The sequence below is a fragment of the Thermosporothrix hazakensis genome, from assembly GCF_003253565.1.
Classification (GTDB): Bacteria; Chloroflexota; Ktedonobacteria; order Ktedonobacterales; family Ktedonobacteraceae; genus Thermosporothrix; species Thermosporothrix hazakensis.
Genome location: NZ_QKUF01000004.1, coordinates 248,324 through 272,906, shown reverse-complemented (window position 1 = coordinate 272,906; position 24,583 = coordinate 248,324). Strand labels below are relative to the sequence as shown.

Annotated in this window: 21 protein-coding genes; 12 read left to right on the top strand and 9 right to left on the bottom strand. The window is 52.4% G+C overall.

From position 1 onward, the window contains the following. Positions 1–12: 12 nt before the first annotated feature. Positions 13–1,695, bottom strand: a complete 1,683-nt coding sequence (locus EI42_RS09320) for a Cas10/Cmr2 second palm domain-containing protein (RefSeq protein WP_111321148.1) — start codon at positions 1,693–1,695, stop codon at positions 13–15. A gap of 146 nt (positions 1,696–1,841) precedes the next feature. Then, entirely contained in the window at positions 1,842–2,729 is an 888-nt protein-coding gene (locus EI42_RS09315) for a CRISPR-associated ring nuclease (protein ID WP_170142494.1), read from the bottom strand. Positions 2,730–2,785: 56 nt separating this feature from the next. Here EI42_RS09315 and EI42_RS09310 point away from each other — a divergent pair, with 56 nt between their 5' ends. Continuing rightward, positions 2,786–4,000 (top strand): CRISPR-associated protein Csx3, encoded by a 1,215-nt coding sequence (locus tag EI42_RS09310; RefSeq protein ID WP_170142493.1) that lies wholly within the window; start codon positions 2,786–2,788, stop codon positions 3,998–4,000. A 473-nt stretch (positions 4,001–4,473) separates the two neighbouring features. On the opposite strand, the gene EI42_RS09305 is transcribed toward EI42_RS09310, so the two are convergent. Further along, positions 4,474–5,598, bottom strand: a complete 1,125-nt coding sequence (locus EI42_RS09305; RefSeq protein WP_111321144.1) for a Cfr family 23S rRNA (adenine(2503)-C(8))-methyltransferase — start codon at positions 5,596–5,598, stop codon at positions 4,474–4,476. 451 nt (positions 5,599–6,049) lie between these two features. Further along, positions 6,050–6,949, bottom strand: a complete 900-nt coding sequence (locus tag EI42_RS09300) for a LysR family transcriptional regulator (RefSeq protein WP_111321205.1) — start codon at positions 6,947–6,949, stop codon at positions 6,050–6,052. A 97-nt stretch (positions 6,950–7,046) separates the two neighbouring features. On the opposite strand from EI42_RS09300, the gene EI42_RS09295 reads away from it, so the two are divergent. Continuing rightward, positions 7,047–7,457 (top strand): PPOX class F420-dependent oxidoreductase, encoded by a 411-nt coding sequence (locus EI42_RS09295; protein WP_111321142.1) that lies wholly within the window; start codon positions 7,047–7,049, stop codon positions 7,455–7,457. Between the two features lie 56 nt (positions 7,458–7,513). On the opposite strand, the gene EI42_RS09290 is transcribed toward EI42_RS09295, so the two are convergent. Next, positions 7,514–7,975 (bottom strand): nitroreductase family deazaflavin-dependent oxidoreductase, encoded by a 462-nt coding sequence (locus EI42_RS09290; RefSeq protein ID WP_170142492.1) that lies wholly within the window; start codon positions 7,973–7,975, stop codon positions 7,514–7,516. 191 nt (positions 7,976–8,166) lie between these two features. Between EI42_RS09290 and EI42_RS09285 the strand changes: the two genes are divergently transcribed. From EI42_RS09285 to EI42_RS33825, 4 genes are all read left to right on the top strand, one after another. Then, positions 8,167–11,481 carry a winged helix-turn-helix domain-containing protein gene (locus EI42_RS09285; protein ID WP_111321138.1) on the top strand — a complete coding sequence of 1,105 codons (3,315 nt, stop codon included), beginning with the start codon at positions 8,167–8,169 and terminating at the stop codon, positions 11,479–11,481. A 133-nt stretch (positions 11,482–11,614) separates the two neighbouring features. Beyond that, positions 11,615–13,240, top strand: a complete 1,626-nt coding sequence (locus EI42_RS09280; protein WP_170142491.1) for an FAD-dependent monooxygenase — start codon at positions 11,615–11,617, stop codon at positions 13,238–13,240. 79 nt (positions 13,241–13,319) lie between these two features. Next, positions 13,320–13,835 carry an MBL fold metallo-hydrolase gene (locus tag EI42_RS33830; RefSeq protein WP_246046455.1) on the top strand — a complete coding sequence of 172 codons (516 nt, stop codon included), beginning with the start codon at positions 13,320–13,322 and terminating at the stop codon, positions 13,833–13,835. Next, entirely contained in the window at positions 13,832–14,110 is a 279-nt protein-coding gene (locus tag EI42_RS33825; protein WP_246046453.1) for an MBL fold metallo-hydrolase, read from the top strand. Before EI42_RS33830 ends, EI42_RS33825 begins: the two co-directional genes overlap by 4 nt. A 55-nt stretch (positions 14,111–14,165) precedes the next feature. On the opposite strand, the gene EI42_RS09270 is transcribed toward EI42_RS33825, so the two are convergent. Together EI42_RS09270 and EI42_RS09265 are read right to left on the bottom strand one after the other, a co-directional pair. Beyond that, entirely contained in the window at positions 14,166–14,411 is a 246-nt protein-coding gene (locus tag EI42_RS09270; RefSeq protein ID WP_111321135.1) for a hypothetical protein, read from the bottom strand. A 124-nt stretch (positions 14,412–14,535) separates the two neighbouring features. After that, a complete protein-coding gene (locus EI42_RS09265; protein ID WP_111321133.1) occupies positions 14,536–15,714 on the bottom strand; it encodes an alpha/beta hydrolase family protein in 1,179 nt (392 codons plus the stop codon). Between the two features lie 159 nt (positions 15,715–15,873). On the opposite strand from EI42_RS09265, the gene EI42_RS09260 reads away from it, so the two are divergent. The 6 genes from EI42_RS09260 (at position 15,874) to EI42_RS09240 (ending at position 20,393) form a co-directional block, all read left to right on the top strand. Beyond that, on the top strand, positions 15,874–16,119 hold the full coding sequence (locus EI42_RS09260; RefSeq protein ID WP_137686294.1) for a hypothetical protein: 246 nt from the start codon (positions 15,874–15,876) through the stop codon (positions 16,117–16,119). Between the two features lie 63 nt (positions 16,120–16,182). Next, complete coding sequence (locus EI42_RS34290) at positions 16,183–16,311, top strand: hypothetical protein (RefSeq protein WP_281279006.1); 129 nt, start codon at positions 16,183–16,185, stop codon at positions 16,309–16,311. Between the two features lie 283 nt (positions 16,312–16,594). Continuing rightward, entirely contained in the window at positions 16,595–17,524 is a 930-nt protein-coding gene (locus EI42_RS09255) for a helix-turn-helix transcriptional regulator (protein ID WP_111321129.1), read from the top strand. 84 nt (positions 17,525–17,608) lie between these two features. Next, a complete protein-coding gene (locus EI42_RS09250) occupies positions 17,609–19,030 on the top strand; it encodes an FAD-binding oxidoreductase (protein ID WP_111321203.1) in 1,422 nt (473 codons plus the stop codon). A gap of 480 nt (positions 19,031–19,510) precedes the next feature. Next, a complete protein-coding gene (locus tag EI42_RS09245; protein ID WP_111321127.1) occupies positions 19,511–19,969 on the top strand; it encodes a histidine phosphatase family protein in 459 nt (152 codons plus the stop codon). 76 nt (positions 19,970–20,045) lie between these two features. Beyond that, complete coding sequence (locus EI42_RS09240) at positions 20,046–20,393, top strand: cupin domain-containing protein (protein ID WP_170142490.1); 348 nt, start codon at positions 20,046–20,048, stop codon at positions 20,391–20,393. A 69-nt stretch (positions 20,394–20,462) separates the two neighbouring features. On the opposite strand, the gene EI42_RS09235 is transcribed toward EI42_RS09240, so the two are convergent. Then, the gene (locus EI42_RS09235; protein ID WP_111321123.1) at positions 20,463–21,284 is read right to left on the bottom strand and encodes an SDR family NAD(P)-dependent oxidoreductase; all 822 of its coding nucleotides are present in this window, start codon (positions 21,282–21,284) and stop codon (positions 20,463–20,465) included. Between the two features lie 312 nt (positions 21,285–21,596). Beyond that, entirely contained in the window at positions 21,597–24,452 is a 2,856-nt protein-coding gene (locus EI42_RS09230) for a xyloglucanase (protein ID WP_111321121.1), read from the bottom strand. Positions 24,453–24,583: the final 131 nt, after the last annotated feature.

The following is a 24,583-nucleotide window of genomic DNA, read 5'->3' as shown; positions in this document are numbered from 1 at the left end:
GATAGTCCCTTTCTAGAAGGCGACAAAGTCATACAATTCGATGAAATCAAGCAGCGGCGTCTGATAAATGGAATGCTTGTCTTTATTTGAGCGCCTGATACTGAACCAGGGAAAGGAAATCTCAACCTGCTTGCGAGGCAATTTGTACAACTCATTGATTTTCTGAACCATGGTCATGATAAAGGTGCGCTCGTGTTCCTGCCAGTTGCGCATGGTCGCCAGCGTTTCAAGCACTGTTATGGTATTGTTCAGTCTTAGAATGGCCTCTCGGAGCTGATGCAGCTTGGTACGACCTAACCTTAGTTTGTTACCCGCTTCCAGCCGTTTGAGCAGCCAGTCCAGCTCGTCGAGCGTGTAGGGACGAAGGGTGGCCTGAAACTTCGTGATGATAGCTTCTTTTGATGAGATCCATTGTTTTTGAGTGCGCTGAAGCTCCTGGTTTCGGCTTTTTTCGTCCATGCTGATATTGCCTGTCACGACCACGAAATTGACCAGTGATGGAGCAATCCTGTAAAGCGCTCCGGCTTTCTTCGCGGCTTTGAGCGTTGCATCAGAGAGCTCGCGCTGCAAGCTGAAGGGGTATTTGATCGGTGCAAGCACAACGCTAACCGAGAGCGTACACTGAAGCGCTTCATTGTCAGGATAGTGCTCTACCAGCTTTGTAGAGAATGTCTTTGCAAGTGTGAACGCGATCTGCATGGCTTTTTCGGCTGGAACGAGGATGATGACATCATCGCCACCCACAAGCAAGACATCGAACGGAAGCTGATTTCGATTCAGAGGCAGATGTACGCTGATCGCATGTCCCAGTGCGGCAAATAGAGCGTCATCGATTGTCTGCGCGAAATCCTGGTACTCTTGAAGCGTTCGCAGCGTTTTGAGCCTTTCACCTATCTGATTACCATCGGCATAGATCAGGCCGATATATTCCTTGTTTTTGGAGAAATCCTGGAACGAATCGAACTTCTTTGGGCGCTGAAGGGTGCGTCCCTGGAGATCGCCTGGCTGGAGATGTTCGAGAATGCGTTCCCACAGTGGCTGATACTCCGAGAAATCGCGAGCCGAATGATGCCTTTTCTGCGTGTTCTCAAGCTGTTTCTTGACGTCCTGATCTTCCTGATGCTTGCCCGTGCAGATCTGGCAGTATCGCCCTTCATCGTCCTCATCATCGGGTTCAGCGAGGACATTCTGTGCATACTCCATGCCACACGAGTCGCAGGTGCTGAAAAAGGGGTGAGAAGGGTAGGCAATCGTATGCAATGTGTCCTCTTGCTGCATCGTGTCCATATGCAGGCTTTCCTTTGCCATGCGTTGCCGGAAACGAAGCAGTTCAAGAAGGTCAGCAATAGCTGTATCCCCGAGATATGCTGTATTCATGATGTCAATGCGAGGATCGTAGTCGGGAAGAGGCTGAATGGCGTAGGTAATGGATGCACCGCCTCTGGTCTCCCGCTGGTAGCATCTCTGGACCTCTTTGCCTAGCGCCTCCGCGGAGCGAGCGTCAACCAGAAAGAGGGCCGAGCCACCATTTGCGTAGATCGTTCGGGCTCCATATTTCTGTGCGATGTGCACCGTCTCCTTGCGGTTCAGCCTGTCCAGAATGGAACTTGCACCGCGAATCTCCTTTAATTTGTTGGTGTTGAAGACGTAGCGTTTGATGTGATCTGTATCGAATGCTATTAGCGCCTGGGTCACCACTTCCTCCCTTTCGCTTGTATGAGGCTCGATGTAATCGTGTTTTTCTAAGTGTAATAGCATTCGTGCAGGAAATGTACCGGAAAGATTACTGAACCCTACAGTGTGAATTCTAGTGTCTTTTGCGAAGAGCTAGAATATGCTTTCTAGTGTTCAGCGAAGTAATCAGCGAATTCTTTCTGCAAAAAGAAATAAGTCAAGCGCTTGCTTGCGGGTAGGTTCCAGACATTTCGACACTCGTCATAGATCCTGGTGGTATGGAAGCTGACGGTTGACTCGGTGATGCAGAGTTTTTGAGCCACCTCGGCAGGAGACAGACCCTGCGCATACGCTCGTAGCACATCACGAGCGCGCTCAGAGAGATTGTCGACGACCTGCTTGCAACGCCAATGCGCTTCTCGTATTTGCTGTATTTGCTGGGTCATGATGGTGCCGGACGATGAAAGATGAGACATGGTGGCAAGCAACGATTGAGAGGCCCGCGTAAATGGCACTTCGATCAGGCGGCGACCATCGTCCGGTGTGCTATGCATCGAGCCTTCTTTGTCTGCTTGCTCTTTGATATGCTCGGGCGTGTAGAGGTGCAAAAGCTTGTCATGAGCATCGAAGTACAGAAGGGCAGTTGAGAACGCGAGGAAGCTCATCAGGCGTCGTCCGCCGGAAATTGAGAAATAGATGATGCGCTGTTGTTGCTTCAGAGAGCGAATGAGTTCGCCAATGGTATCAAGTGCGCCGTTGACCGTTTGATCATCGACCATATCATCGATCAGAGTGTTGTAATGAGCAAGAACCTGTTGTCGAAAATGGATTGTTCGGGTCTGTCCTTCAAAAGTGTAGTGATCACCGACAAATTCGGCATTGAGGCGTTTCAGCGACTGCCGAATTCGGGGAGAAGCCGCCGGGTGGACAACAATCACTTCGTAGATTGGAATACCCTGCCTCAGCAGCAGATCCAACGTGCAGGTGACAATCTGGGGATTCCCTCCCAATGTTGCTACCAGGGTGTGCTTGTAGGGTGTGGTTCCTTTTATCACTGTTTTCTTGCCTCCTTGATCTAATTGTACGATATCATTTTTCAGGAGTAAAGAATATGTTTGACCCTGAATACACAAACAATAACATAATTACTACATGGTCCCTTCCTGCAATCTTGATCGGTGGGCCTCCGAAGGCCGGTAAGTCCGTATTGACCTACAATCTGACACAGGAATTGCGCCGTCTGGATATTCAGCATTATGTCCTTCGTGCAAATCCAGATATTGAGGGCGATTGGTTCTATAACAACACGGACATCAGTACGGTAAACCAGATCGTCGGAGAGGTCAGAGAATATCAGCGCTGGACTGATCCTTTTAGAGATGGCGTCTGTCGCGATATCAGGCGCCGTCACCTGCCTTTGATTGTCGATCTTGGCGGTAGACCCCGGGTTGAAGACAATTGTATTTTTAGCGCCTGCACCCATGCTATCTTGCTCTTGAAAGAAGGAGACGAGCAGGAAACGCAGAAATGGCATGATTTTGTTGCTCTCAATGGCCTGCCGCTGCTGGCAGTACTCTATTCTCAACGAGAGGGAACAGCATCATATACCGAGCAGGATTCCATCATTGCCGGGACGATCACAGGACTGGAGCCGTATGCGAAGCTGTATAACGCGACATTCGATGCCGTACGTGACCGTGTAATACAGCTTTTTAATACGTTTAGTCTTGAAGAGCTGGAAGAGCACCACATGCGTAATGCTCCTTTTGAATATGTGATCAATCCGAAAATCCGGCTCCGTGAGCTGGACAGATATGCTTGTAGTTGGACAACCAATTTGCTCCCCTTGCTGCTTGAACAGGTCCCGAAAGAGGCGGCAATTGCGGTCTATGATCGGGCGACGAACTGGGTGTATGCCGCTCTGGCGCTGCATGCAGGGACTGAGCCATTTGCACAGTTCGATGCATGTATTGGCTGGATCACGCCGCCGGTGTTGCGTGCCGGGGAACTCCAAAAAAAGGATGTCCTTTCAATAGCGACCCATACGACTGTAGATGGTATCTTCCACATCAAAATTCACCCATATCACAACTATCTCGATTATCGGAGAACTGACGAACTCGCTTTCCCAGTGCCACCACCCGAACATGGCATCGTCATCAGTGGGGAGCTTCCGCTCTGGCTCTACACGGCCCTGGCGCGTTTCTATGCTCAATGGGACGTTCCCTGGATTGCGCTTGAGGATGCAAACATTGGGAGATACGTTGTTATTGCCTCTCGGACGGCCTCGCATCCAATCGGAAAAACGCTGCCCAGATTTGCATAATCTACATCTCTATGAGAGTATAATATGTTAGAGTTTGTGTATGTCTCGTGAAGGGTGCTTACGGGCGAAATATACCGTGAAGCGGCTTAATAGAGCTCGTCAGGGCTGCCTTTCCCGAGGCTATGAAAGCAGCCTGGAAGATGCTGAGTAGGTTTTTGCCGCTTGAAAGATGAATGCTTATGCTGCCTGGATGCTAGCCGGAGCCGTTGCATACAATCTTTACTGATGATGACGTCACTGCTTGTTTGGCTGATTGCTTTTCAACTGATCTAGGACACGCTTGTCCTTTTCCCCTCTGAAATATAGCGCTGCATCCGCTTTGCAGACAGTTCGAGAGAGTCTGAGTTTTCTCTGAGCAGCCCTGATTTTCCCCTGTTGTTCATCAAGCATACACGGAGGCGAGGTAGGGGTTGAGTGTATTTTGGTGCGCTCAACCCCGTCCTATGCTCTGTTCAGGTTCAAAGCACGCGAATTCACTGTAAGAGGCGGGAAGCGCAGGTTCTATGCTGAGGAGTATAGCGCCCGTAGAGTTGCCCACAGGCGGCGTCAATCTCTTCCCCGAAAGACTGTCGCACTGTCACGTGGATGCCTGCCGAGCGCAGTTGATGATAGAACCGATCAATGGTCTGCTGATCTGAACGCATGAACTCCATCGGGGCGCCTTGCGCAGGATTATACCGAATCAGGTTGACGTGGTAGCGATTGGCCCGGGTTCCTCGCTCTTTGAGCAGCCTGATAAGCGCTCTGGCATGGTTCGGAGTGTCATTGACGCCCTGTAGCATGATATAGGCGAGATAGACCTTCCGCCGTGTGGTCGCAATATGCTCATCCAGTGTCTGAAGTACGTCGTGAAGAGCGTACGTCTGGTTGAGAGGAACGAGCAAGCTCCGTTGTTCCGGGAAGGGCGAATGCAGGGAAAAGGTGAGATTGACCTGTGGAAATTCCCGGGTTATTCTCCTGATGAGCGGGATCACGCCAATAGTTGAAACGGTAATGCGCCTGGGACTGAGAGCAAACAAGTGAGGGTCCGTCAGGATATGCAGCGCTTGTAGCGTGTGAGGATTTGCCAGAGCCTCACCCATACCCATAAAAGACACGCTATCAATACTGCGTTTTTGAAGGTGGAAGTACAGCACCTGATCGGTGATTTCATCTGCGGTAAGACTTCTTTTCAGGCCGATCGCGCCCGTTGCACAAAAAGCACAGCCGAAATGACAGCCTACCTGAGAGGAAATGCAAAACGATTGCCAGCCTGCCCGATACGTCATCTCTACTGCCTCTACGCGGTTTCCATCGGGCAACTCGAAAAGAAGCTTCCTGGCCTGCTGAGATGGGCTTTCATGCAGCGGACGAAGCATCAGTATGCTTTCGCCGAAAGTGGCGCGGAGTTCATTCCGCAATGCCTTCGGTAGCGCTTCCATACGCGCAAAATCGCCGACTCGCTGCTTGAAAATGGCATGTAAAATCTGTGTGAGGCGATATCCTGGCTGCTTCCTTTCAGCAAGGAAGGATTGGAGCCGTTCATATTTTGTTTGCTTGTTTGCCGAGTGGAATTTCGCCAATTCTGGTTTCGCGATAGTAGAGCGGAAGAATGCCATAGAGAGAACCTCGCTTTCCATACTGTATCTGCCGACTGAGGTTGTTGAGAAGCTGATATCTGTTAGAGGATTCTCCGGTACCTGCCATTGTCCTTTTTCTCCTTTATTGCGTGAAATGAACGAAATTTATGACATAGAAAGACGGTGAAAGCCAGATGTCGGCTTTTGCCGCAGGAAAGGAATTGTGTGAAAGTGAGGCGTCGCGTGAGTCAGTGAGGCAAATGGAAAAGTGTTGTTATGAAGTGAGTGACAACAAACAGCCTGCTAGCCTGATGCTGCTACAGTAGTGCGACCTCTGTAGCAATACGACGCCATTGCACACATAAACGGGCAATGCTCGGCATCTATCTAGTGGCTGCTTATCATCGTCGCTCCTCTACGTCATGTGGGGTTATTGAATAACTATACCATAGAGCAGAAAAAAAGTAAAGCAGGTGGGATAAGTATATGCTTATCCCACATATGCTGGTTTAGCGGCCTGTTCCTGTACCCAATCGACAGCCGTTTGAATGAAGAGGCGGGTGCTTCGTGAGGTTGTTTCCTGGGAGCGTGTTGCCAGACCAATCTTGATCATGCCGGGAGGATTGAGGGGCAACATAACGACGCCATCAAGCTTTTTGGGTACCAGCGTACGCGGCATAATAGTGATACCGAGCCGCTCTCGCACCATTGCCAGGATCGTTGCCTTATCGCGTGCCTGATAGCGGAGCTTGACTTTGTTCGGTTCGATGCCAGCCTTCTTGACATAATTCAGGGTGCATTGCGTCTTTTCCAGCACAAAATTCTCTCCTTGAAGCTCATGGGGAGCGATGGCATTGCGCCTGCTCAGCGGATGGCTTTGAGGCAGAAGGATGCACAATTCGTCGGTGGACAGGAAGGTTTCGTTGACGCCTGTCGCGGGTAGCATCACAAAACCGACATCAATCACGCTGTTCTCGATCCACTCACCAACTTCGTGGAGTGAGCCTTCAAACAGCACAACCTCGATCTCAGGGTACAGGCTCTGGAAACGGGTCAGGATGCTAGTAAGCAGGCCGGGCGCGATAATCGATTCGATGTTTCCAATGCGTACCTTCCCTGTTGATTGGCCTCGTGCTGCCCGGCATTCCTGCTCGATAGCCTCGGCCTGCGCCAGAAGCTCGCGTACATGCGGGAGAATCTTCTTCCCTATATCGGTGAGGGTAACCACGCCTTTCCGGTTACGCTCAAAAATGGTCACACCCAGTTCTCGTTCAAGTGTTGCCAGCGCATGACTTACCGCCGATTGGGTGAGATCGATGGCGAAGGCTGCTTCTGTAAAACTACCAGTTTCGGCCAGTGCAACCACGCTTTGAAGTTGCGAGAAATTCATATGAACACCCTTCATAAAATGAGAAACACTATGATTTGCATTCATTGTACCAGGTGAAGTATACTGCTGACAAGCAAAACGAGAAAGGACAACGAACATGACAAATATCCCTGAAGCATTTCTTGACCTCTTACAAAACAGGACCGTAGCCCATTTTTCCACGATCGGGCCATCGGGCGGGCCGCAGGTAAGCCCGGTCATTTTCGATTGGGATGGAACATATATCTCCCTTACGATGACGAAAGCGCGCCAGAAGTACAGGAATGTGCTGCGTGAGCCGCGCGTCTCGCTCTCGATCGTTGACCCAGGCAACCCATTTCGCTCAATCGAGATCCGTGGACGTGTAGAGCGTATAGAGGATGACCCGGACTTTCGCTTTGCGCATAGCATCTCGCACAAGTACTTCAATATTGATGCGACAATCCAGCCGGGAGAAGAGCGAGCTGTAGTAGTGATCAAGCCAGAGAAGGCATTTGTTTTTCCGCCTGTCGAGAAAAATGACCGCTAGCTCAAGCAGCGAGCCAGGGCCATCAGGACAACGAGCGAAATGGGTGCTATGAGCGCTCAAGAGAGAGAGGCACTGGATGAAGGGCATTGCAGGGTAAGTGCAATCACGGGAATGCTCTGTTGACGCTTTATAGGCCAATCGGGCAGATCAGGATAGTGGGCTTTTGCTTCGGCCCACGCTTGGGGAGAGTCTGCGATAAAGCGTTCTCGTTCGGCTCCCTCAAGCATGGTTGCGATGGCTGGCAAGTGCTCTTCTCCAATCTCAACGGTAACTTCGGGATGAGCCAGAATGTTATAGTACCAGTCGGGATTTTTGGATGAGCCAACATTTGCGCCGATCAAGATGATACGCTCGCCATCCTGTGTATAGGCCAGTGGCGTGATGCGCTTCTGGCCGCTCTTTCGGCCTTTTGTATGAAGCAAGAGAAGCGGTTGCCCCTCGTAATAGCCGCCGACCTTCCCCTTGTTTTGCCGAAACTCTTGAATGATTTCGTGGTTTGTACTGCCGAGGTCACTCATAAAAACGTACATCCTTTCCTCTTTTTTGTAACAAAGATGATAGCGCCTATTCCTGACATCTTCTGTCACCGACTCTGCCTGATTTCCTTCCCATTGTATTCCCCAACAAATGACAATCAGGCAATGTCCTGCTATACTTACCCGATAATCGATGTTGGGGAATATAAACGTTCATTGGGGAAGAAACAGGTATGCCTAAACAGGCTCGCTATAAGTTGGTTGCTCGTGGGGAGCGTTCTGGACGCTATGAGCTCTTTGAACAGGGTGCATTGCTCTATACATTCCAGCACGAAGAGGATGCTGATTGGTTTCGCTGGCTGGATGAGCACATCTCGTTTTCTTTTCGCGGGTTGCAGGGAACGGTGACGTTCTTGAAAGAAGCGCGTGTCAGGGGATCTGCTTACTGGTATGCTTATCGCAGCCAGGATCGCCGCACGGTCAAGAGATATGCAGGCAAAACATCAGATTTGACCTTTGCACGGTTGGAGGCGCTGGCGAAAAGCCTTATCGAAAATGCGATTCATGAACAGCCCCGGACTGAACCGGCTGCACCGCTCCTGAACGCGAAGTTTCTGCCTCCGCACCTGCCCTCACCATTGATTGACAGAGAGAGCCTGCTTCAAAAGCTGGATGCAATTTTAACCAGCCGCCTGACGCTGATTACCGCACCGGCTGGTTTCGGAAAGACGACCATCATCTGTCAGTGGATACAGCGTTCGCCGGGGCTACCTGTCGCCTGGCTTTCGCTCGATACAGATGACAATGATCCGCTCCGTTTCTGGCGCTACCTTATCACTGCTTTGCAAACATTCCATCCCGCGGTTGGCAAGGGTGCACTTGCCAGTCTATCCCCTTTTGAAATGCCTTCATTTGAAGCAATCCTCACGCTTTTGTTAAACGAGATCACGTGCTTTGCCTGTAGTGGCGTGCTCATTCTGGAAGATTACCACCGTATCACATCACCGCTCATTCAAAAAACAATGGGTTTTTTTCTGGAACATCTCCCTGCTTCCCTGCACATCGTCATCGTGAGTCGTAGTGAGCCGCCCCTTGCGCTGGCTAGTTTCCGGGCCAGAGGAGAGCTGTGTGAACTCCATGATCTGCGTTTTTCGCGCCAGGAGATCGCGGCCTTTTTGCATCAGATACCAATCTCTGAGGAAGGATTACGCCTTGTTGAAACGCGTTTAGAGGGGTGGGCCGCTGGCCTGCGCTTGCTGGTGCTCTGGTTTCAGAAGGGTGGGGATGTTGAGCGCCTGGTGCGCTTCGCAGGAGATCAGAGCCCATTCCTGGATTACTTCGTTTCGGAGGTTCTGCTGAAGCAATCAGTGGAGCAGCAGGATTTTCTGCTTCGTACCAGTATGCTTGCTTCCCTGACGGGCTCGCTGTGTGATGCGATCACAGGACGACATGATAGCAAGCACTTTCTGGAAGAACTGGCCTGTACAGGCCTCTTTCTAGAGAAACTTGGACAGCCTGAGTATCGTCCGCCTCTTCTAGAAAGACGGGAAATATCTGAGAGATGGTATCGGTATCACCCCCTCTTTGCGGAAGCAATGCAGGCTGAGGCTCGGCGGCGCCTGGGATTGGAAGAGCAACGCGCGTTGCTCCGCAAAGCGAGCGACTGGTATGAGCAGCAGGGAATGCTTGTAGAGGCTATCGAGACAGCTTTTCAAGCACAGGATATAGACCATGCTGCTGACATGATTGCCCGAATTCTTGATAGGCTTCTTCATCATTTTGTTGATCCCTGGGTGCTACAGCAGGTAGATGGAGGACGTACACTCTGTCGTTGGCTAGAACGACTGCCGGAAGAAATGGCGCGTACGCGCCAAATTTTCTCGCTAGGATATGTTGTCGCGTTACTCTTAGTGTTCGTTATCGCGCCTGTTTCTTCTCAAGGTCTTGAAAATCAGGGTCTTGAAAATCGGGACTTTCTACCCCAGAAATTTGCCGGTCAAGATCTTATCAGTCAAGCTCCTGTCACTCAGCAATTGGCTACCCGAGAACTTGTTACTGAGAGTCCCATTACTCAGGGGCTTATTATCCAGAATCCCGGTTTGCATGAATATAGACGACAAAACTCAGTCACTCAGGAGATTATCACCCCCGGTGGGAAGCGCTTTCCCAATCTACAGGCGCTGCGAATAGAGATTGAAGAGACACTTCAGAGGGCTGAAGCAGGGTTTCGGGCTACCGGTGATACCCTCAATCTCGGAAGAGCGCTCGCCCTGCATGCACTTTTCAGCAGAGAATATGGAGCGCTTGAGCAAGCGATCAAATATGCTGAGCACGCCCTTGCCTGTTTCTCTGAAAGAGAACCAGAGAGCGAATTGGCATGGCAGAATCTCAGTCTGAATATCATTGGCAAAGGCAAGCTGGCGTATGGCTTCTTGCGGGAGGCTCAGGAAATTTTCTTAAAACTCTACGCAGTTTGTGAAGCACAAGGAAATCGAGCGATGTTGCGTGCACAAGCGGTGTTGCTGCATGAGACAATCTATGAACAGGGGAAACTTCGTCAGGTAGCCGAAATGAGCTGGCGATTGCTTGTTGAAGCCCGAGAGGAGAATGATAGTGATGACATTGCGCACGCCTTGCTGTTTCTGGCACGACTGGCATATGAATGGAATGATACAGCGGCAGCGGAAAAGCAGGCTCAGGAAGCTTTGCACCTCGCTCTACGGCTTGAAAACGAGGAATTTCAGGTACAGGCAGAACTCATACTGGCCTGGATTGAGCAGGCTCGGGGAGAGAACGAACGGGCGCAGCATCGTTGCACATGGTTGCTTGCTCGTATCCCGATGAATTCACCCCTTCGTTTGCGTCTGGGTCGGGAAATTGAGATGTGGCTTGCTCGTTTCTCGTTGCTGGCAGGCAATCATGTGATTGTTGAGCAATGGCGGCAGAAGCATCGGCCTGACCTTCCGCGCACATTGTATGAAGAGGAAGCTTTGCTAGCAGCTCGTTTGCTCCTTGTGAAGGGGCAGTCGGAAGAAGCGCTTGCTCTGCTTTCGCGTCTGGCAAATGAAGCGCAACGGATGGAACGTGCTCGCGTCCTTCTGGCTATTCAGGCGGTGCAGGTGCAAGCCCTGTATGTGCATGGTGAGCTGGAAAAGGCAAAGGAAGTGACGCGGGCATTGCTGGAACAGGCGCAGGCTGAAAGGTATCTACGGCTCTTTCTTGATGAAGGTGATGTTCTATTGACGCTTGTTCGAGCATTGTTGCCTCAATTGCAACAACGTGCGCTTGTCAGCTATGCCCGCACCATTCTGGAGGCTGCTCAGAACGCTGGTCGTACAGTACACAATCTGCTCATTGAGCCGTTGAGCCCACAAGAGGAACGAGTGCTTCGTTTGCTGCTGAAGGGATACACAAATCCCGCTATTGCGAATGAGCTGATCATCTCTATCAACACGGTGAAGGCACATCTCAAGAGTCTGTACCGCAAGCTGAATGTCAGTAATCGAACACAGGCATGCGAAGCGGCGCATCGTTTGGATCTTCTCTAAAAATAACCCGGCACACTACCCACCTGGATGATGTTGCTTGCCCTGGTTTGCTTCTATACTCAATGCAGTTGTGGTGAGCGCTTCTGACAACAAGAGGCGCGTAGTAATGAAGAAGCAAAGGAAGAAAAACGATATGGCTCAGGAACAGACTCCCGTATTGATTGTTGGTGGCGGCATTGTTGGTCTCTCCGCCTCGCTTTTTCTCTCATCTCAGGGCATCTCATCAATTCTGGTTGAGCGACACTCTGGGACCTCAATTCATCCCCGAGCTCGCGGCGTCAATGCACGTACGATGGAACTGTATCAGGAACTGGGTATTCGCGAGGCTGTTGAAGCGGCTGGCGCTGAACTGGCTCCAAGCATGGGGATCTTTCAGGGCACATCATTGGTTGAGGTAATTGAAGGCCACCAACGTGGCGGTGAGAAGCCGAAATTTCCCGGAGCGGAGCGCCTGGAAGCCGTAAGCCCGGTGTCAGCAAGTCGCGGTACCCAGGACAAAGTAGAACCTGTTCTACTACAGGCGGCCCGCGAGCGTGGCGGAGATCTCCGTTTTTCTACGGAACTGGTGTCTTTTGTGCAGGATGAGGATGGCGTCACGGCAACGATTCGCAATCGGATTTCTGAAGAGACCTCAACAATACGGGCGGCATATATGATCGCTGCTGATGGCGCGGGGAGCCTGGTTCGACAGATGCTGGGTGCATCGGTCAGCGGGCGTGGCGTGCTTGGCCATTTACTGAATATTCTGTTTGAAGCTGACTTGCGTGAGCTGGTGCGCGGACGGGAATTCAGCATGTGTCGGATTGATCGCCCGGAACTGGTGGGTCTGTTTACCTCGATCAATAACAGTGATCGTTGGGTGTTTCACCTGTGCTATGATCCGACAAAAGGTGAGAAGCCCGAAGATTTCACACATGAGCGCTGTAAGGAATTGTTGCGTATCGCGCTTGGTCTGCCAGATATCGCTATCGAGATCAAGAGTATTCTTCCCTGGGAGTCGGCAATGCGAGTTGCAGATAGTTTCCAGCATGGACGTGTCTTCCTGGCCGGTGACGCAGCCCACCAGATGCCACCCTGGGGCGGACAGGGTGCGAATACAGGCATTGCTGATGTACATAATCTGGCCTGGAAACTGGCCGCAGTGCTGCGAGCACAGGCCGGACCGGAACTGCTCCATACCTATACTGTGGAACGTTACCCCGTTGGCTGGCTTGCCGCTGATGAATCGGCCCAGGCTGCAGACGAAAGAGGCCTGGTGTCGCTGAATGAGCAGCATCCCGGCGTAAAGAATTTCATGCAACGACTTCCCAGAATTCTCGGCTTTGGCTATACCTATGCCTCTCAGGCGATTATCCCCGAAAAGGAGTCAACTCCTGAACAATGGGAGATGCTCGGGTTGGATGGCAGGCCGGGAACGCGAGCTCCTCACCTCTGGGTCCAGTATCAGGGACAGCGTATCTCAACGCTGTATCTGTTCGGCAGGCACTTTGTACTGCTCACAGGGCAGGATGGAGAGGTCTGGCAAAAGGCCGCGGCCTCTGTTTCAAGCCGCCTGGGAGTTGACATCTCCGCTTTTCGGATTGGTTCTGCTGGTGAGTTGCTTGATACGTCAAACCAGTGGCCTGCTCGAGCTGGGATCAGTGAACAGGGAGCACTCCTTGTTCGCCCAGATGGCTTTGTGGCATGGCGAGTGCAGCAACCGCCCGTGAACCCAACCGAAGCACTTGAGCAGGCCATAACACAGGTGCTGTGTCGCTAAAGATATTGGCGCTGGAAGGGTATCCCTTCTCGTTGGTTCGGCCAGGTAGCTTTCTTGCTTGTGTTGAACGTGTAGTATCATGAGTGTCCTATCTGTTTTTGTCTCCCTTGAAAGGCATTCATATGATATCTACGACAGTCGGGCCGCAGCGCTTGTATCTGATGCAGGTTGCAACCATGCTTGCCGGCCCACTGATGTTACCGGTTCCCTGCTACCTGGTGCAGATGGGGACGGGAAAAATATACTGATTGATACCGGTCTGGCTCTCGCTCCTGCTGGAACGGAGATCATACAGGAAGACAGCTTAGGACGAGGCCTCGGCCTGCGATATGGCCAAAGCGTGATTGAACAACTGGCTACGCTTGGTGTTCAGCCTGAGGATGTTGATCTGCTTATCAGCACACACTATGATGAGGATCATGCAGGCAACCTGGGCGCCTTCCCTCGGGCTCAAATCGTGGTACAGCGATTGCTGCATGAGGTTGCTATAGCAGGTCACCCTCGTTTTGAGAAGACCCGCTCCCAATGGGATCAGCCAGCCTCACGGTTTCGGTTTGTTGAGGGGATACAGAACTGCTTCCAGGCCTGGAGTTGATCGAAACCTGCGGCCATGTTCCCGGTCATCAGTCGGTGATCGTTTCGCTTCCGCAAACCGGTCTGGTGCTGCTGGCGATTGATGCGGTTGCGTTGCAGGCGCATTTCACCAGGGAACGACCCGTTGGGCCGACTGATGCTGACGGCGAGCAGACAATTGCCAGTACACTGAAACTCTTTGAGCTGAACCGGAAACGGCTGTTCTCCCTGACTGTGTTCGGGCACGAGCAGGAGCAATGGAATACTCCCAAGCAGCTTCCAGCGTTTTATGACTAAGCCGAGGAATGCAGGATGCGGCAACCGAGGTATGTCGTATCCTGCAAGCCTCTTGTTAGCAGTTCGATAAACGAAGTCGTTTGGCCTGTATCTGTGAAAGTGTGTCCTGATGAATCAGGCGAATACCGGTGCCGGGCACGCCGTGAATGCGTCCGGAATGGAGCAGGAGTGCGATTTCATCAGGTGTCGCGAAACGAGCAGGAAGTTGCCGTTCAGAAATCATCCTTCGTATACTGCTGGCTGCCAGTTGTAGCTTGTGCGCGGCTTCGTAAATAGTACACCACTGAGTGAGCGAATCCATATGCTTTGTTCTCCCAAAAAAGGGTTTCTCTTTCATAAAGAACGCGCATATACTCCGCTTTTTGCTGTGAGCTTTGGAAAGGGTGGCCCCCCCTTCAGAGAGGGTCCACAGCATACGCCCAGGCTTATGAACGAAGCGTCTCGTCAAGCCAATCGAAGACACGCTGGTTGAGCAGCAGGGTTGCTCCCTCATGACAGTGTTCTTCAGCGGCATCCTCTGCTGTGAAGAGCATATACGTTTTCGGGCAGGTCAGAGCGTCGTAGAGTTTCATAGGCTGGCCAGCAAAGAAGTGGTCCTTTTCGGCGTCACAGACCAGGGTGGGACAGGTAATCTGATCCGCGATTCCTTCCAGGGTGTAATGCTGCATTTTCTGGACAAATTCAAAAGGAGAGCTTGCCTGCATCGTCCACATGCCCTGACTGACCGCCCAACGCATATTCAGGCTTGTCTGCATAAGCTGTGTCAAGGCGGTGTTTGCCTCTTCTTCTGTCGCATGAAGCTCTTCTTCCGCTGCTGTGGGGAGAAACGCGAAAAGGCCATCGATAGCAATACAGGCGGCAAGGCGATGCTCGAAAGCGGCTGCGCGTGGTGCCAGATAGCCGCCCAGACTGCGACCTTCAAGCACAAGTCGGGCTGGATCGACACCCGGCAGTGTTAATGCATAGTCTACCACAGGGGTCACGACTTGTTCCCAGTCAGGACGGAAGGGCAGATGTTGCAGGCGAATCATTTCTCCCTGTCCCGGGCCTTCAAAGATGAGACAGTTATAGCCCCGTTGTAATGCGGCTGGAACGGTGCTGAAGTACAATTCCTCGCCAATAGAGTCGTAACCTCCATGTAAGAGCAGCGTTGGGCGTGTTCTGTTCGTGGCATCAGGCCGAAAGAAGTAGCCCGGCAAGGTGGTTCCCTCATACGGAATACGGACGATATCGCAAGGAAATGCGAAAAGCCGGGTTGCCTGCTGAAAACAATGAACGCTCTGCTTATAGGTGTCGAGCGCTTTGGAGGCGTTCTTTTTCTGATCGATATGCAGAAAGAATTCGGCGCAACGGTAATAATTGGAGGCCCGCAGATAGGCGTCGCGTGCACTGACCGTATGACCTCTTTCCAGACAACGATTTGCGATGGAGTGAATCCGTTCTGCGGTTCTATACCATTCACGATACCAGCTTTCAAGATCATCTTCTTGAATCCGTGAGGCCGTCAGGAAGCATTCATTGATATCGGAGCCGCCATAGATGCCCTCGCTAAGTACGCGCAGGAATTCAAACGCTAATGGCGTATCGTGAAACATCAGTTTCATGTGCTTTTCTCCTTATAAGTTAGTGGTAACTAACTAAAACAACGCTAAAAAAGAGCCGCTATAGTTAGTTAGCGGTAACTTTATGGTGAGTATAGCAGTGAGTGGAGTGAGCTGTCAAGGGTTTGGTAGCAGCCAGAAAAAGAAAGATCCAGGGGATGAGTGAGAAAAAACCGAACTCCTCGTCGGGAAATGGGTACTGATGAGCTTCCGCGAATGCTTGCGCCTTCGGTTTCGGTTCAGCTTACCGGCCAGATACTTCATACCGATTTTCCGCAGCGCGCCGAGCGAACCTGCGAGCAGCTCGTGAAAAGCAAGTCCGGGGTTGTGAGCTCAGATTCACCAGAAATGCTACAATATGGTCTATCAAAACTGGACTGCAATTACCTGCTTGTTGCATTTCACTGACAAGATAAGAGAGGAGAGGGTCAGTTTATTTGCTCTATCCAACAATTTGCAGATGCACACTTTATGCAACCGGCCAATATGCGCGATTTCGTTGCCGCCGTCAAGCAGTCGCTGCATGTTGACATGTCCGCTGATATCGGCACCTACATCTGTCAGGATAAGGCAAAGCCATTGGCTTGTCTGCTTTCATAGATGCTGCTATCGCGACAAGGGAAGGATAGAGTGCACTGCCTTCCCTTGTCTTGCTGAACGGGTGCAATGGTTCCCGGAGTAAACCGTAAAAGCTGTAGAGAGCGTTTTGAGATAATGGCTTGCTGTTATCTCTCCCTTGCTGCACAGAAATTGCGTCCATTTCTTATAGCTTTATTGTTGAAAATTGCCACAGAAGTGAAAGAGAAGGAAGTGCTTTTGCGAACGTGATATGGGTTGATGAGAGAGAAGCAAGAAGGGTAAAAGAAGAGGAAATGAAAAGATTATGAATCGAGTGGACCGCTTAACCGCGATTCTTCTCTATTTGCAGGGAGGGAAACGGACCGCGAATGAGATTGCACAACGGTTTGAGATTTCCAGGCGTACCGTGTTACGTGATATTCAGGCGTTGAGCGAGATGGGCATCCCGATTGTAGCGGATCTGGGTGCGACAGGCGGCTATAGCCTGATGCCTGATTACACACTGGCGCCGCTTGCCCTGCGCCTGAATGAAGCACTGCTGCTGCGTATTGCGCTTGCCAGTCTGTCACAGATGGATGGGACTCCTTTCAAACAAGATAGGGCATCTCTGCTTGCCAAAGTGGAAGCGCTGTTCCCGCGCCGAAACAGCGAAGAGCTGGACAGCCTCGTGCAGGTAATGTCACTGGAGCTTCCCGAGCGGCCCTATGCAACCCCGTTCCTTGAACAGCTACTGGAGAGCGCTCGTGAAGAACGCTGGCTTGAAGTGACCTATCGTTCGGTGCGGGGTGTTTCTCAACAGACGATTCTGCCGGTCCAGGTGAGTGTTTCAGCCGGTCTCTGGTACTGCAAGGCATATTCTTGCGAGCGTCAGGAGTTGCGTCACTATCGTGTTGATCGCTTTCTAGAGGTGCGACTTGCCGAAGTGGCTCCCGAAGTGGATCGAGAGAAGCTGACACGCATATACCGTGACCCTTCATTCCCGGAGGTTCGCATTCAGTTAACGTCCAGTGGGGTGTTGAGATTGGAGCGTAATCCATATCTGAGTGCACAGGTTCAGCGATTGGAGAACGGAGAAGGTTTGCTTATCACGCGCTTGAACCCGAAAGAATATGATTGGCTGATTCGGGTTCTACTGCTTCTAGGTACTGATGCGCAGGTGATCGAGCCTGATACATTGCGCCAGCAGGTTGCCCGGGCTGCTGAAGAAATTGTGCGTCATCACTCCCAAAAGTGACATAAGGGTGTCCCCATTCCTCCTGTATACTTTCCTCACACGTTCAAAAGAAAGTTCCTGAGAGAATTGAAAGAGAAGTGTAATATGAGCATTGAACAGATAGATGTGCAGCCGTTGCGTGAACAGCTTCAGGGTAGTGTTTTTGTGCCGGGAGATGATGGCTATGAGCGGGCTTCTCGTGTCTGGGATAGCGATGCGTTTGAGCAGGTTCCAGCAGTTGTGGTGATGCCCGAGACAGTGGCTGATGTGTGCCATGCGGTGCGCTTCGCTCGGCAACATAGGCTTCCGATTGGTGTGCAGGGTGGGGGTCATGGTCATCCCGCTCCGGCAAACGGAGCTCTTCTGATTAATTTCGCTCGCATGACCGAGGTCAAGGTGAATCCAGAGGCGGCGATTGCTAGCGTGTCGGCGGGCGCACTTGCGAAAGATGTGGTTGAGGCGGTGACTCCTTACGGGTTGGCTCCTCTCGGTGGTTTTGCGCCTACGGTCGGAGTGGTGGGCTATATGCTTGGTGGTGGGGTCGGCTGGTTGACGCGACGCTATGGGCCCGGAGCCGCCAGCATTCGTGCTGCCGAAGTAGTGACAGCAGACGGTCACTTGTTGCATGTTGACGAGAACAACCACGCTGAGCTCTTATGGGGCTTGCGCGGTGGGGGTGGCAATTTTGGTATTGTGACCTCGCTTGAAATCGCGCTCTATCCAGTTCGTACGGTTTTTGGTGGGCAGCTAGCCTATCCTATTGAGCTCAGCCGGGAGGTGTTGAATGCGTACCTGAAATGGGTCAAGACAACTCCCACGACTCTGACTTCGGCCCTCCGCATTATGCATTTCCCCGATAGGCCGACGCTTCCTCCGTTGTTGCGTGGTCGCTCAGCTATCGTTGTGATGGCCTGCTATAGTGGTTCAGAAGCTGATCCAGAAACACAAAGAGAGCAAGGCGAGCGCCTGATGCAGCCGCTTCGGGCATTAACGGTTGAGGGTGAGATCAGAACTCCTTTCATTGATACGCTCGCAAGCCTGCCCTTCGCTCAAATTGCGTCTATCGCTCAAGATCCGGTCAAAGCACCTCCCGTGCTTTCTGCCTCTGAAGCGTGTGCATTTGAAGACATGACGCCCGATGTTGTTGAGGCCTTATTACGGGTTGCGGCCCGCCCCGAGTCACAAATGATGGTTGAATTGCGCCATTTCGGCGACGCTCTGGCGGCCTATCCAGAACAGATAATGCCCTTCGGGATGCGCCGAGCAACGCTCTATATGGGGTTCATGGTATCGGCTCCCTCTTCATCTCTCCTCGAAGAGAAGAAGCGGAATTTAGAGATGTTGATGCAGGATTTGCGCCCTCATACAACCGGGGAAGCCATACTCAATCTCGCCGGGACGATCACCCCCGAGAAGATAAATGGCGCGTACGCGCCAAAAGATTATCAGCGTCTCGTTGCTTTGAAGAAACAGTACGACCCGGAGAATGTTTTCCGCTTCAACTATAATATTCAGCCTGCAAGCTAAGAGAACGGGCATGGTTTCGCTCAAGAGCCAGTCGATCCGCTCAAGAAGCCTGTATAGCTACTGAGAAGCGGGAGAGGGCGAGCGTGCGGCCTATCAAGAGCCAGTCGATCTGCTCAAGAGGTTATAGCTACTGAGAAGCGGGAGAGAGCGGGCATGCGGCCTATCAAGAGCCAGTCGATCTGCTCAAGAGGTTATAGCTACTGAGAAGCGGGAGAGGGCGAGCATAGTTTCGCGCAAAAGCCTGTTGACTTGCTTAAGTGCTAAGCGACCCGGTGGCCCGATAACAACAATCGTTTTGCCAGCATATGAAGATCCTGTATCCCTGAATGGGGACGGAAGCTTCGCGTAGCGTGAGGCTTCCGTTTTTTGTCAGTTGCTTCGCGATGTTGTATAATCTCTAAATACGAACTATGAGCGCAAATCGTGCTCATGTTCTAAATTGGTAGGGAAGCCTGCAAACAGAGAAAAACCGGTGAAAGTATGCTGAAACTGTTCTACTCACCTCACATGACCAGTATCGATAACGAGGCAAAGCGCGCTTCCGGGCATGCCGATGTGCCACTTTCGGAGGCGGGACAACAAGCGAGGCAGCTCGGAGAGCACTATGCAGCCGAAAAGCTGTACGTCGTTTTTTGCTCGGACCTTCAGCGCGCCTTGCATACCGCGCAACTGGCTTTTGCTGATCGCGGCGTGCCAATTCTTCCCGATGCCCGGCTACGCGAATACGACTATGGAGATATGACCCGCGACTCGGTTGCTCTGGTTGAAGAGGAGTTCCCATATCGTATGATAGTTCCGTTTCCCAATGGCGAAAGCTTGCAGATGGTCATCGAGCGTGTAGGCGCGTTTCTTCACGATGTTCGCGCCAGGTATGATGGCAAAACGGTTGTTATCATCGGGCTACCAGATACGGGCTGGAATACTGGTGCAGAAGGATAGATCTTGAAACGATTGTCAACACGCCCTGGCTTGAGGTTCCTATCTGGCGCTACGAGATATGAGCAAAGGAGGCTCTATGGCTCGTTTTCATCGTCGGAAACTTCCGGACCATTCTACCCTGTTAGCAGGTCCCGTTCCTCGCGATGAGATCGGCTTTCAGTCGGATCGCCTGCAAATCTGGTACAACCACACCAACAAAGCATGGGCTGATGTACGCCCACATGCCCATCAGGAGAGCGATGAGTGCTTTATTGTGTTACAGGGAAGCATCGTTGTGGAGGTCGAGGGCGAGCGCTTTACGATTGGGCCACGCGAGTTCTGCTGCTTCCCTCGCGGGCTCTATCATCAGGTGATCGAGGTGCACCCGCCGGTTGAAACGCTGATGCTGCGGGCCCCTGCTGGAAACGATAAGATCTATCCGTAGCTGTTCCATGCATCTCTGTGTTGAGATGAACGGAACAGCTATCTCTGTTTTTTAAGCTCCAACTATTTGTCAAGCTCTGACCACCTGGCCTGTTGGTTTGCTCTGGCCGGGGTGGGTCAGATGCTCTACCAGTTGCGCCACGAAAGGACGCGGCAACAGGCGACTAACAATCTGTGACGTCAGAAAGATGCGCCATCCCGGAATAATCAAGCTGCGCCGCCGCTCCAGAGCCCTGAGAGATGCATTCACGATAAACTCGGGTGTGGCTTTTGCTTCAATCCCCCTTCTTGCTCCACCTGCAACGGCGAAGAAATGGGTATCGACCGGACCGGGACAGACTGCCAGCACGTGGATGCCCCGTTTGCGGTATTCTGCCCAGAGTGCCTGGCTGAAGGAAAGCACAAACGCTTTGCTGGCTGCATAGACAGACATGAAAGGAGCAGGCTGAAAGGCGCCCCGCGAGGCGATATTGATAATCGAGCCAGCCCCTCGCCTGAGCATTCCCGGGAGAAAGGCGTGAGAGAGCGCTACAACGGCATTCACATTGACCATCACCTGTTGATGGTCCCGTTCAGGGTCAATCTGCTCAAAGTAATCATACGTTGCAAAGCCCGCGTTATTGATGAGAAGGTCGACCGTCAGTGAGCGGCTCTCAACTGCCTCTTTGATTTGCTGGATTGCCTGATGCTGGCTGAGGTCGGCGGCAAGCACATGTGTCTGAATCTGGTAGCGGCTGCTGAGCTCATGAGCAAGCTCGTTGAGGTGCGTTTCTGAACGGGCCACCAGAATAAGATGCATGCCACGACGAGCCAGTTCGTGGGCGAATGCTTCGCCTATGCCCGATGAGGCCCCTGTAATGAGCGCTGTTTTCCCTTGATACAGATCTGACATGGTGATAAACCCTCTTTCTATCCGAACGTACGGACATTTTTCTGAATAAAAAATTTTATGCTGGAAGAGAAATCGATCCCTGAAAAACAGGATCCTCGGAATACCCTGTTGTAGGCTGTTTTCCCTTCTGTTGGATAACCCAGGAGTATCGATAAGTCGATAGGCCTGAGCCACTCTCTTTTTGATATGTACGATCGTTCGTTCGTTTTTATTGTAAAAGAAATTGCGTTTATTGTCAAGGGGGAAATGGATGGCGGTTCCGGAACATACCAGAACCGCCATTTGGCACAGAACAGAGGGACGAGGACTGTCTTAGAAATGCCCGTTAAGGGTTGTAGTCGTCCCACCGCTTGTCGCCTTGACTGACCAGGTATCCGCACTGGTTGCGTGTGGCGTGCCATTGCCGCTGAACTGGGCCGCAAGGGTCACGTTTGAGCTCGCGGGGAGGGTCTGGCCGGATTTCAGCGTATAGGTATAGGTAATGGTCGAGCCATTGTCCTTGTATGAGCCGCTGATGGTACCCGAGGTCGCGTACAGTCCGCTATATGTCACACCTTGCGTCTTCTGTACCGTAATGGTTACTGTCAGATCGGTGAGTGGTGCGGTATTGTGAAGCTGAACCTGCTCCTCTGTAAACCAGGCGCTCGAACTCGTAACGACGCCTTTTGCCGTCACGTTGCCGGGGCCACTTGTCGGGTTTGGCGTTGGTGTGTTTGTCGGTGACGGAGTTGGTGAGGGCGTCTTTGTTGGTGTCTGCGTTGGCGTGCTTGTCGGAGTCGTATCGTTCAGGTCGCCATACACGATCCCGAAGCCATTCGTACAGGCATAGACGCGCCCGTAGATACGCGGATCACCCGTTACACAGTTGATAATGCCATACTGGTGCTGCTCATCGTTAATGCGCACCCATGACGCGCCGCCATCATCCGAGCGGAAGAGCCCACGTACCCCGTCAATGGTTGCGCTTGTATAGAGCGCCATATAGTCCTTGCCGGGGGCCGCCTTTCCAAACCCGAGTGCATCGGCAGCCGTGATCTTTGCCAGCTTCGTGAACGACTTGCCGCCGTCGGTCGAGTGCCAGATACCGGACTTGCTGCCCGTCAGCCAGATGTCACCTTCATGCCCGGGAACGGCCCTGACCTCTACCGACTCATCGCTTGCAGGAAGCCCCGTCGCGCCACTTGCCGTGAAGGTCGCCCCGCCATCTGCGCTGATCCAGAATTTTCCTTCGCCATAGGCATAGAACACCTTCGGGTTGACGCGATCGGAGCCAACTACAGCATTCTTCGGTACGTTCTTTGAGGCTATCCAGCTATTTCCATTATCGGTCGAATAGGAGACCGCCGCGTCTTTGGGAGCCCAGACAACCGAGCTTGCATCGGCAGCCGCTGCGACCGTGCCGCCGTTGCCTGTGATGCCAGGGATATCTTTGTTTCCGGCAAACCAGTTCTTCCCGCCATCATAGCTAAAGGCGCTGCTGGTCACAGGTGGGTTTGCTTTCGGGTCTCCGTAGCCCACGCGTACCAGAAAATCTGGTTTGAGTTCGGCATAGTCGATAGCCGCATAGGAGCCAGCATAGGGCACAGAATACATGGCATCGGGTGATTTTGTCAGATCGTCGTGACGCCAGCCACTCACATCGGCAACAACACTATAGAGATGCGCGTTGGCCGGCGGGCTGATCAGGCCGGAGACGCTGGTCTCCTCGATGCCCCGGGCCATCGTTTTGATCGCTACTTTGCCACCCGTGTCCCAGGCCGTCAGATTGGTTGTGCCATAGAGTGTCGCGCCGGTTCCGTACATCAGACGGTCTGAGTTGAAGGGGTCAATATTCATGCCCTCAATCATCCAGCCAAGCTTGACAGCAGGCACAGGATCAACGGGGTTCGTGTTGCCAAAATGAAGCCAGGGAGCGTCTGAGATGTCAATGGTATAGTGCAGAGAGCGGCTCGGATAGCTGGCCCATTCCCAGATAGGGGCCCAGGTTTTGCCGCCGTCGGTCGTGCGGAATAACTGTGCGTCAGGCCACCACGAGTTGACGCTTGCCACGACCAGCGTTCCCGGATGCTGCATATCCACCGCCAGCCCGCCATAGCCGAAGTAGTTATTGGAGGTATCGGAGCCGGGAACCGGACTGATTTTGGTCCATGTCGCGGTTTTGGGCTCAAATTTCCAGACATCGCCATGGCTACCGTTGTATGGGCCTTCCCAGTCGCTGTAGGTGATGTAGAGCGTGCCCTGAGCGTCAAGCTTTCCCTGATGTGGCAGATAGCCCGTTGTCGCGTTGGTGGAGGTGTCCCAGGTCGCACCACCAGTACAGGTCACCTTTGTGCCGCTGACGTTACAGGTTGGCTGCCCCGGGACCGCTTCCCAGGTCTTGCCAGCATCGGTTGTACGATAAATATTGGTGGCGCCGCTCCGATTATCGGCCACACCGACATAGATTGTTTGTGTGGGGTTGCCGGGCGTGCTGCTCGCGGGATCAAACGTTACCCAGACAACACCGACCTCGTCCCCCAGATAGGGATCACCGGGCGTATCGACGAAGGGGCCTGTATTGGGAAAATTGCTTACCTGGCTCCAGGTCACGCCCGAGTCGGTACTTTTCCACAGGCCGTGACCGCTGCGTGTACCAAGATAGAGAATGGAATTCTTGTTTGGATCAATCGCCAGACGCTCGCCCATGCCGCGTCCGGGCATGTTCCCGCCGAGCTTGAAGGGAAGCGGCGTCTGCTGAAATGTTTTGCCTCGATCGGTCGAACGCAAGATGACACCGTTTTGATCGGTCCATGAGTTGGTATACGTTCCGGCGGCGATGTAGAGCCGGTTGGGATCTACAGGGTCGGTTGCGATGCTCTCAACGCCAGCCATATTCCACTGATCGGGACCAACCCACGCCAGTAGCTGCGTCCAGCTTCCAGTTGCCGGGTCCCACCGATACGCGCCCCCGATATCGGTGCGGGCGTACAGAAGATCTTTCTCTTTCTGATTGAAGAGCACATTGACGACAAAACCGCCTCCACCACCGGTTACAACCTGCTTCCAGCTATAGGACTGGGAGGCTGCACGGGCTTCAGGAGCGGGCCTGATAAAGAGGATGGGCACAATCAGAAGCGCAAGGGATAGCATCAGGAGGTTCCTTCTGCTCCTGCCTGCAAAATCCGTCATGGAACGCACTCCTTCACAACCTGCAATGAAGCGAGTGACATCATGTCACTCTGCATACGGGACTCTTTTCTTCTTTTCTTTGTACATGATGGTTTTACTGTACGTCAATGAAATGATGAAACTGATGAAAA

What these genes read in the sequence shown, in the direction of transcription:
- EI42_RS09285 (WP_111321138.1), top strand. Translation starts at nt 8,167, where the DNA reads ATGCCTAAACAGGCTCGCTATAAGTTGGTTGCTCGTGGGGAGCGTTCT.
- EI42_RS09265 (WP_111321133.1), bottom strand. Translation starts at nt 15,714, where the DNA reads ATGAAACTGATGTTTCACGATACGCCATTAGCGTTTGAATTCCTGCGC.
- EI42_RS34290 (WP_281279006.1), top strand. Translation starts at nt 16,183, where the DNA reads ATGCAACCGGCCAATATGCGCGATTTCGTTGCCGCCGTCAAGCAGTCG.
- EI42_RS09250 (WP_111321203.1), top strand. Translation starts at nt 17,609, where the DNA reads ATGAGCATTGAACAGATAGATGTGCAGCCGTTGCGTGAACAGCTTCAG.
- EI42_RS09280 (WP_170142491.1), top strand. Translation starts at nt 11,615, where the DNA reads ATGGCTCAGGAACAGACTCCCGTATTGATTGTTGGTGGCGGCATTGTT.
- EI42_RS09235 (WP_111321123.1), bottom strand. Translation starts at nt 21,284, where the DNA reads ATGTCAGATCTGTATCAAGGGAAAACAGCGCTCATTACAGGGGCCTCA.
- EI42_RS09310 (WP_170142493.1), top strand. Translation starts at nt 2,786, where the DNA reads ATGTTTGACCCTGAATACACAAACAATAACATAATTACTACATGGTCC.
- EI42_RS09255 (WP_111321129.1), top strand. Translation starts at nt 16,595, where the DNA reads ATGAATCGAGTGGACCGCTTAACCGCGATTCTTCTCTATTTGCAGGGA.
- EI42_RS33830 (WP_246046455.1), top strand. Translation starts at nt 13,320, where the DNA reads ATGAGTGTCCTATCTGTTTTTGTCTCCCTTGAAAGGCATTCATATGAT.
- EI42_RS09270 (WP_111321135.1), bottom strand. Translation starts at nt 14,411, where the DNA reads ATGGATTCGCTCACTCAGTGGTGTACTATTTACGAAGCCGCGCACAAG.
- EI42_RS09245 (WP_111321127.1), top strand. Translation starts at nt 19,511, where the DNA reads ATGCTGAAACTGTTCTACTCACCTCACATGACCAGTATCGATAACGAG.
- EI42_RS09295 (WP_111321142.1), top strand. Translation starts at nt 7,047, where the DNA reads ATGACAAATATCCCTGAAGCATTTCTTGACCTCTTACAAAACAGGACC.
- EI42_RS09240 (WP_170142490.1), top strand. Translation starts at nt 20,046, where the DNA reads ATGGCTCGTTTTCATCGTCGGAAACTTCCGGACCATTCTACCCTGTTA.
- EI42_RS09300 (WP_111321205.1), bottom strand. Translation starts at nt 6,949, where the DNA reads ATGAATTTCTCGCAACTTCAAAGCGTGGTTGCACTGGCCGAAACTGGT.
- EI42_RS09305 (WP_111321144.1), bottom strand. Translation starts at nt 5,598, where the DNA reads ATGGCATTCTTCCGCTCTACTATCGCGAAACCAGAATTGGCGAAATTC.
- EI42_RS09290 (WP_170142492.1), bottom strand. Translation starts at nt 7,975, where the DNA reads ATGAGTGACCTCGGCAGTACAAACCACGAAATCATTCAAGAGTTTCGG.
- EI42_RS09230 (WP_111321121.1), bottom strand. Translation starts at nt 24,452, where the DNA reads ATGACGGATTTTGCAGGCAGGAGCAGAAGGAACCTCCTGATGCTATCC.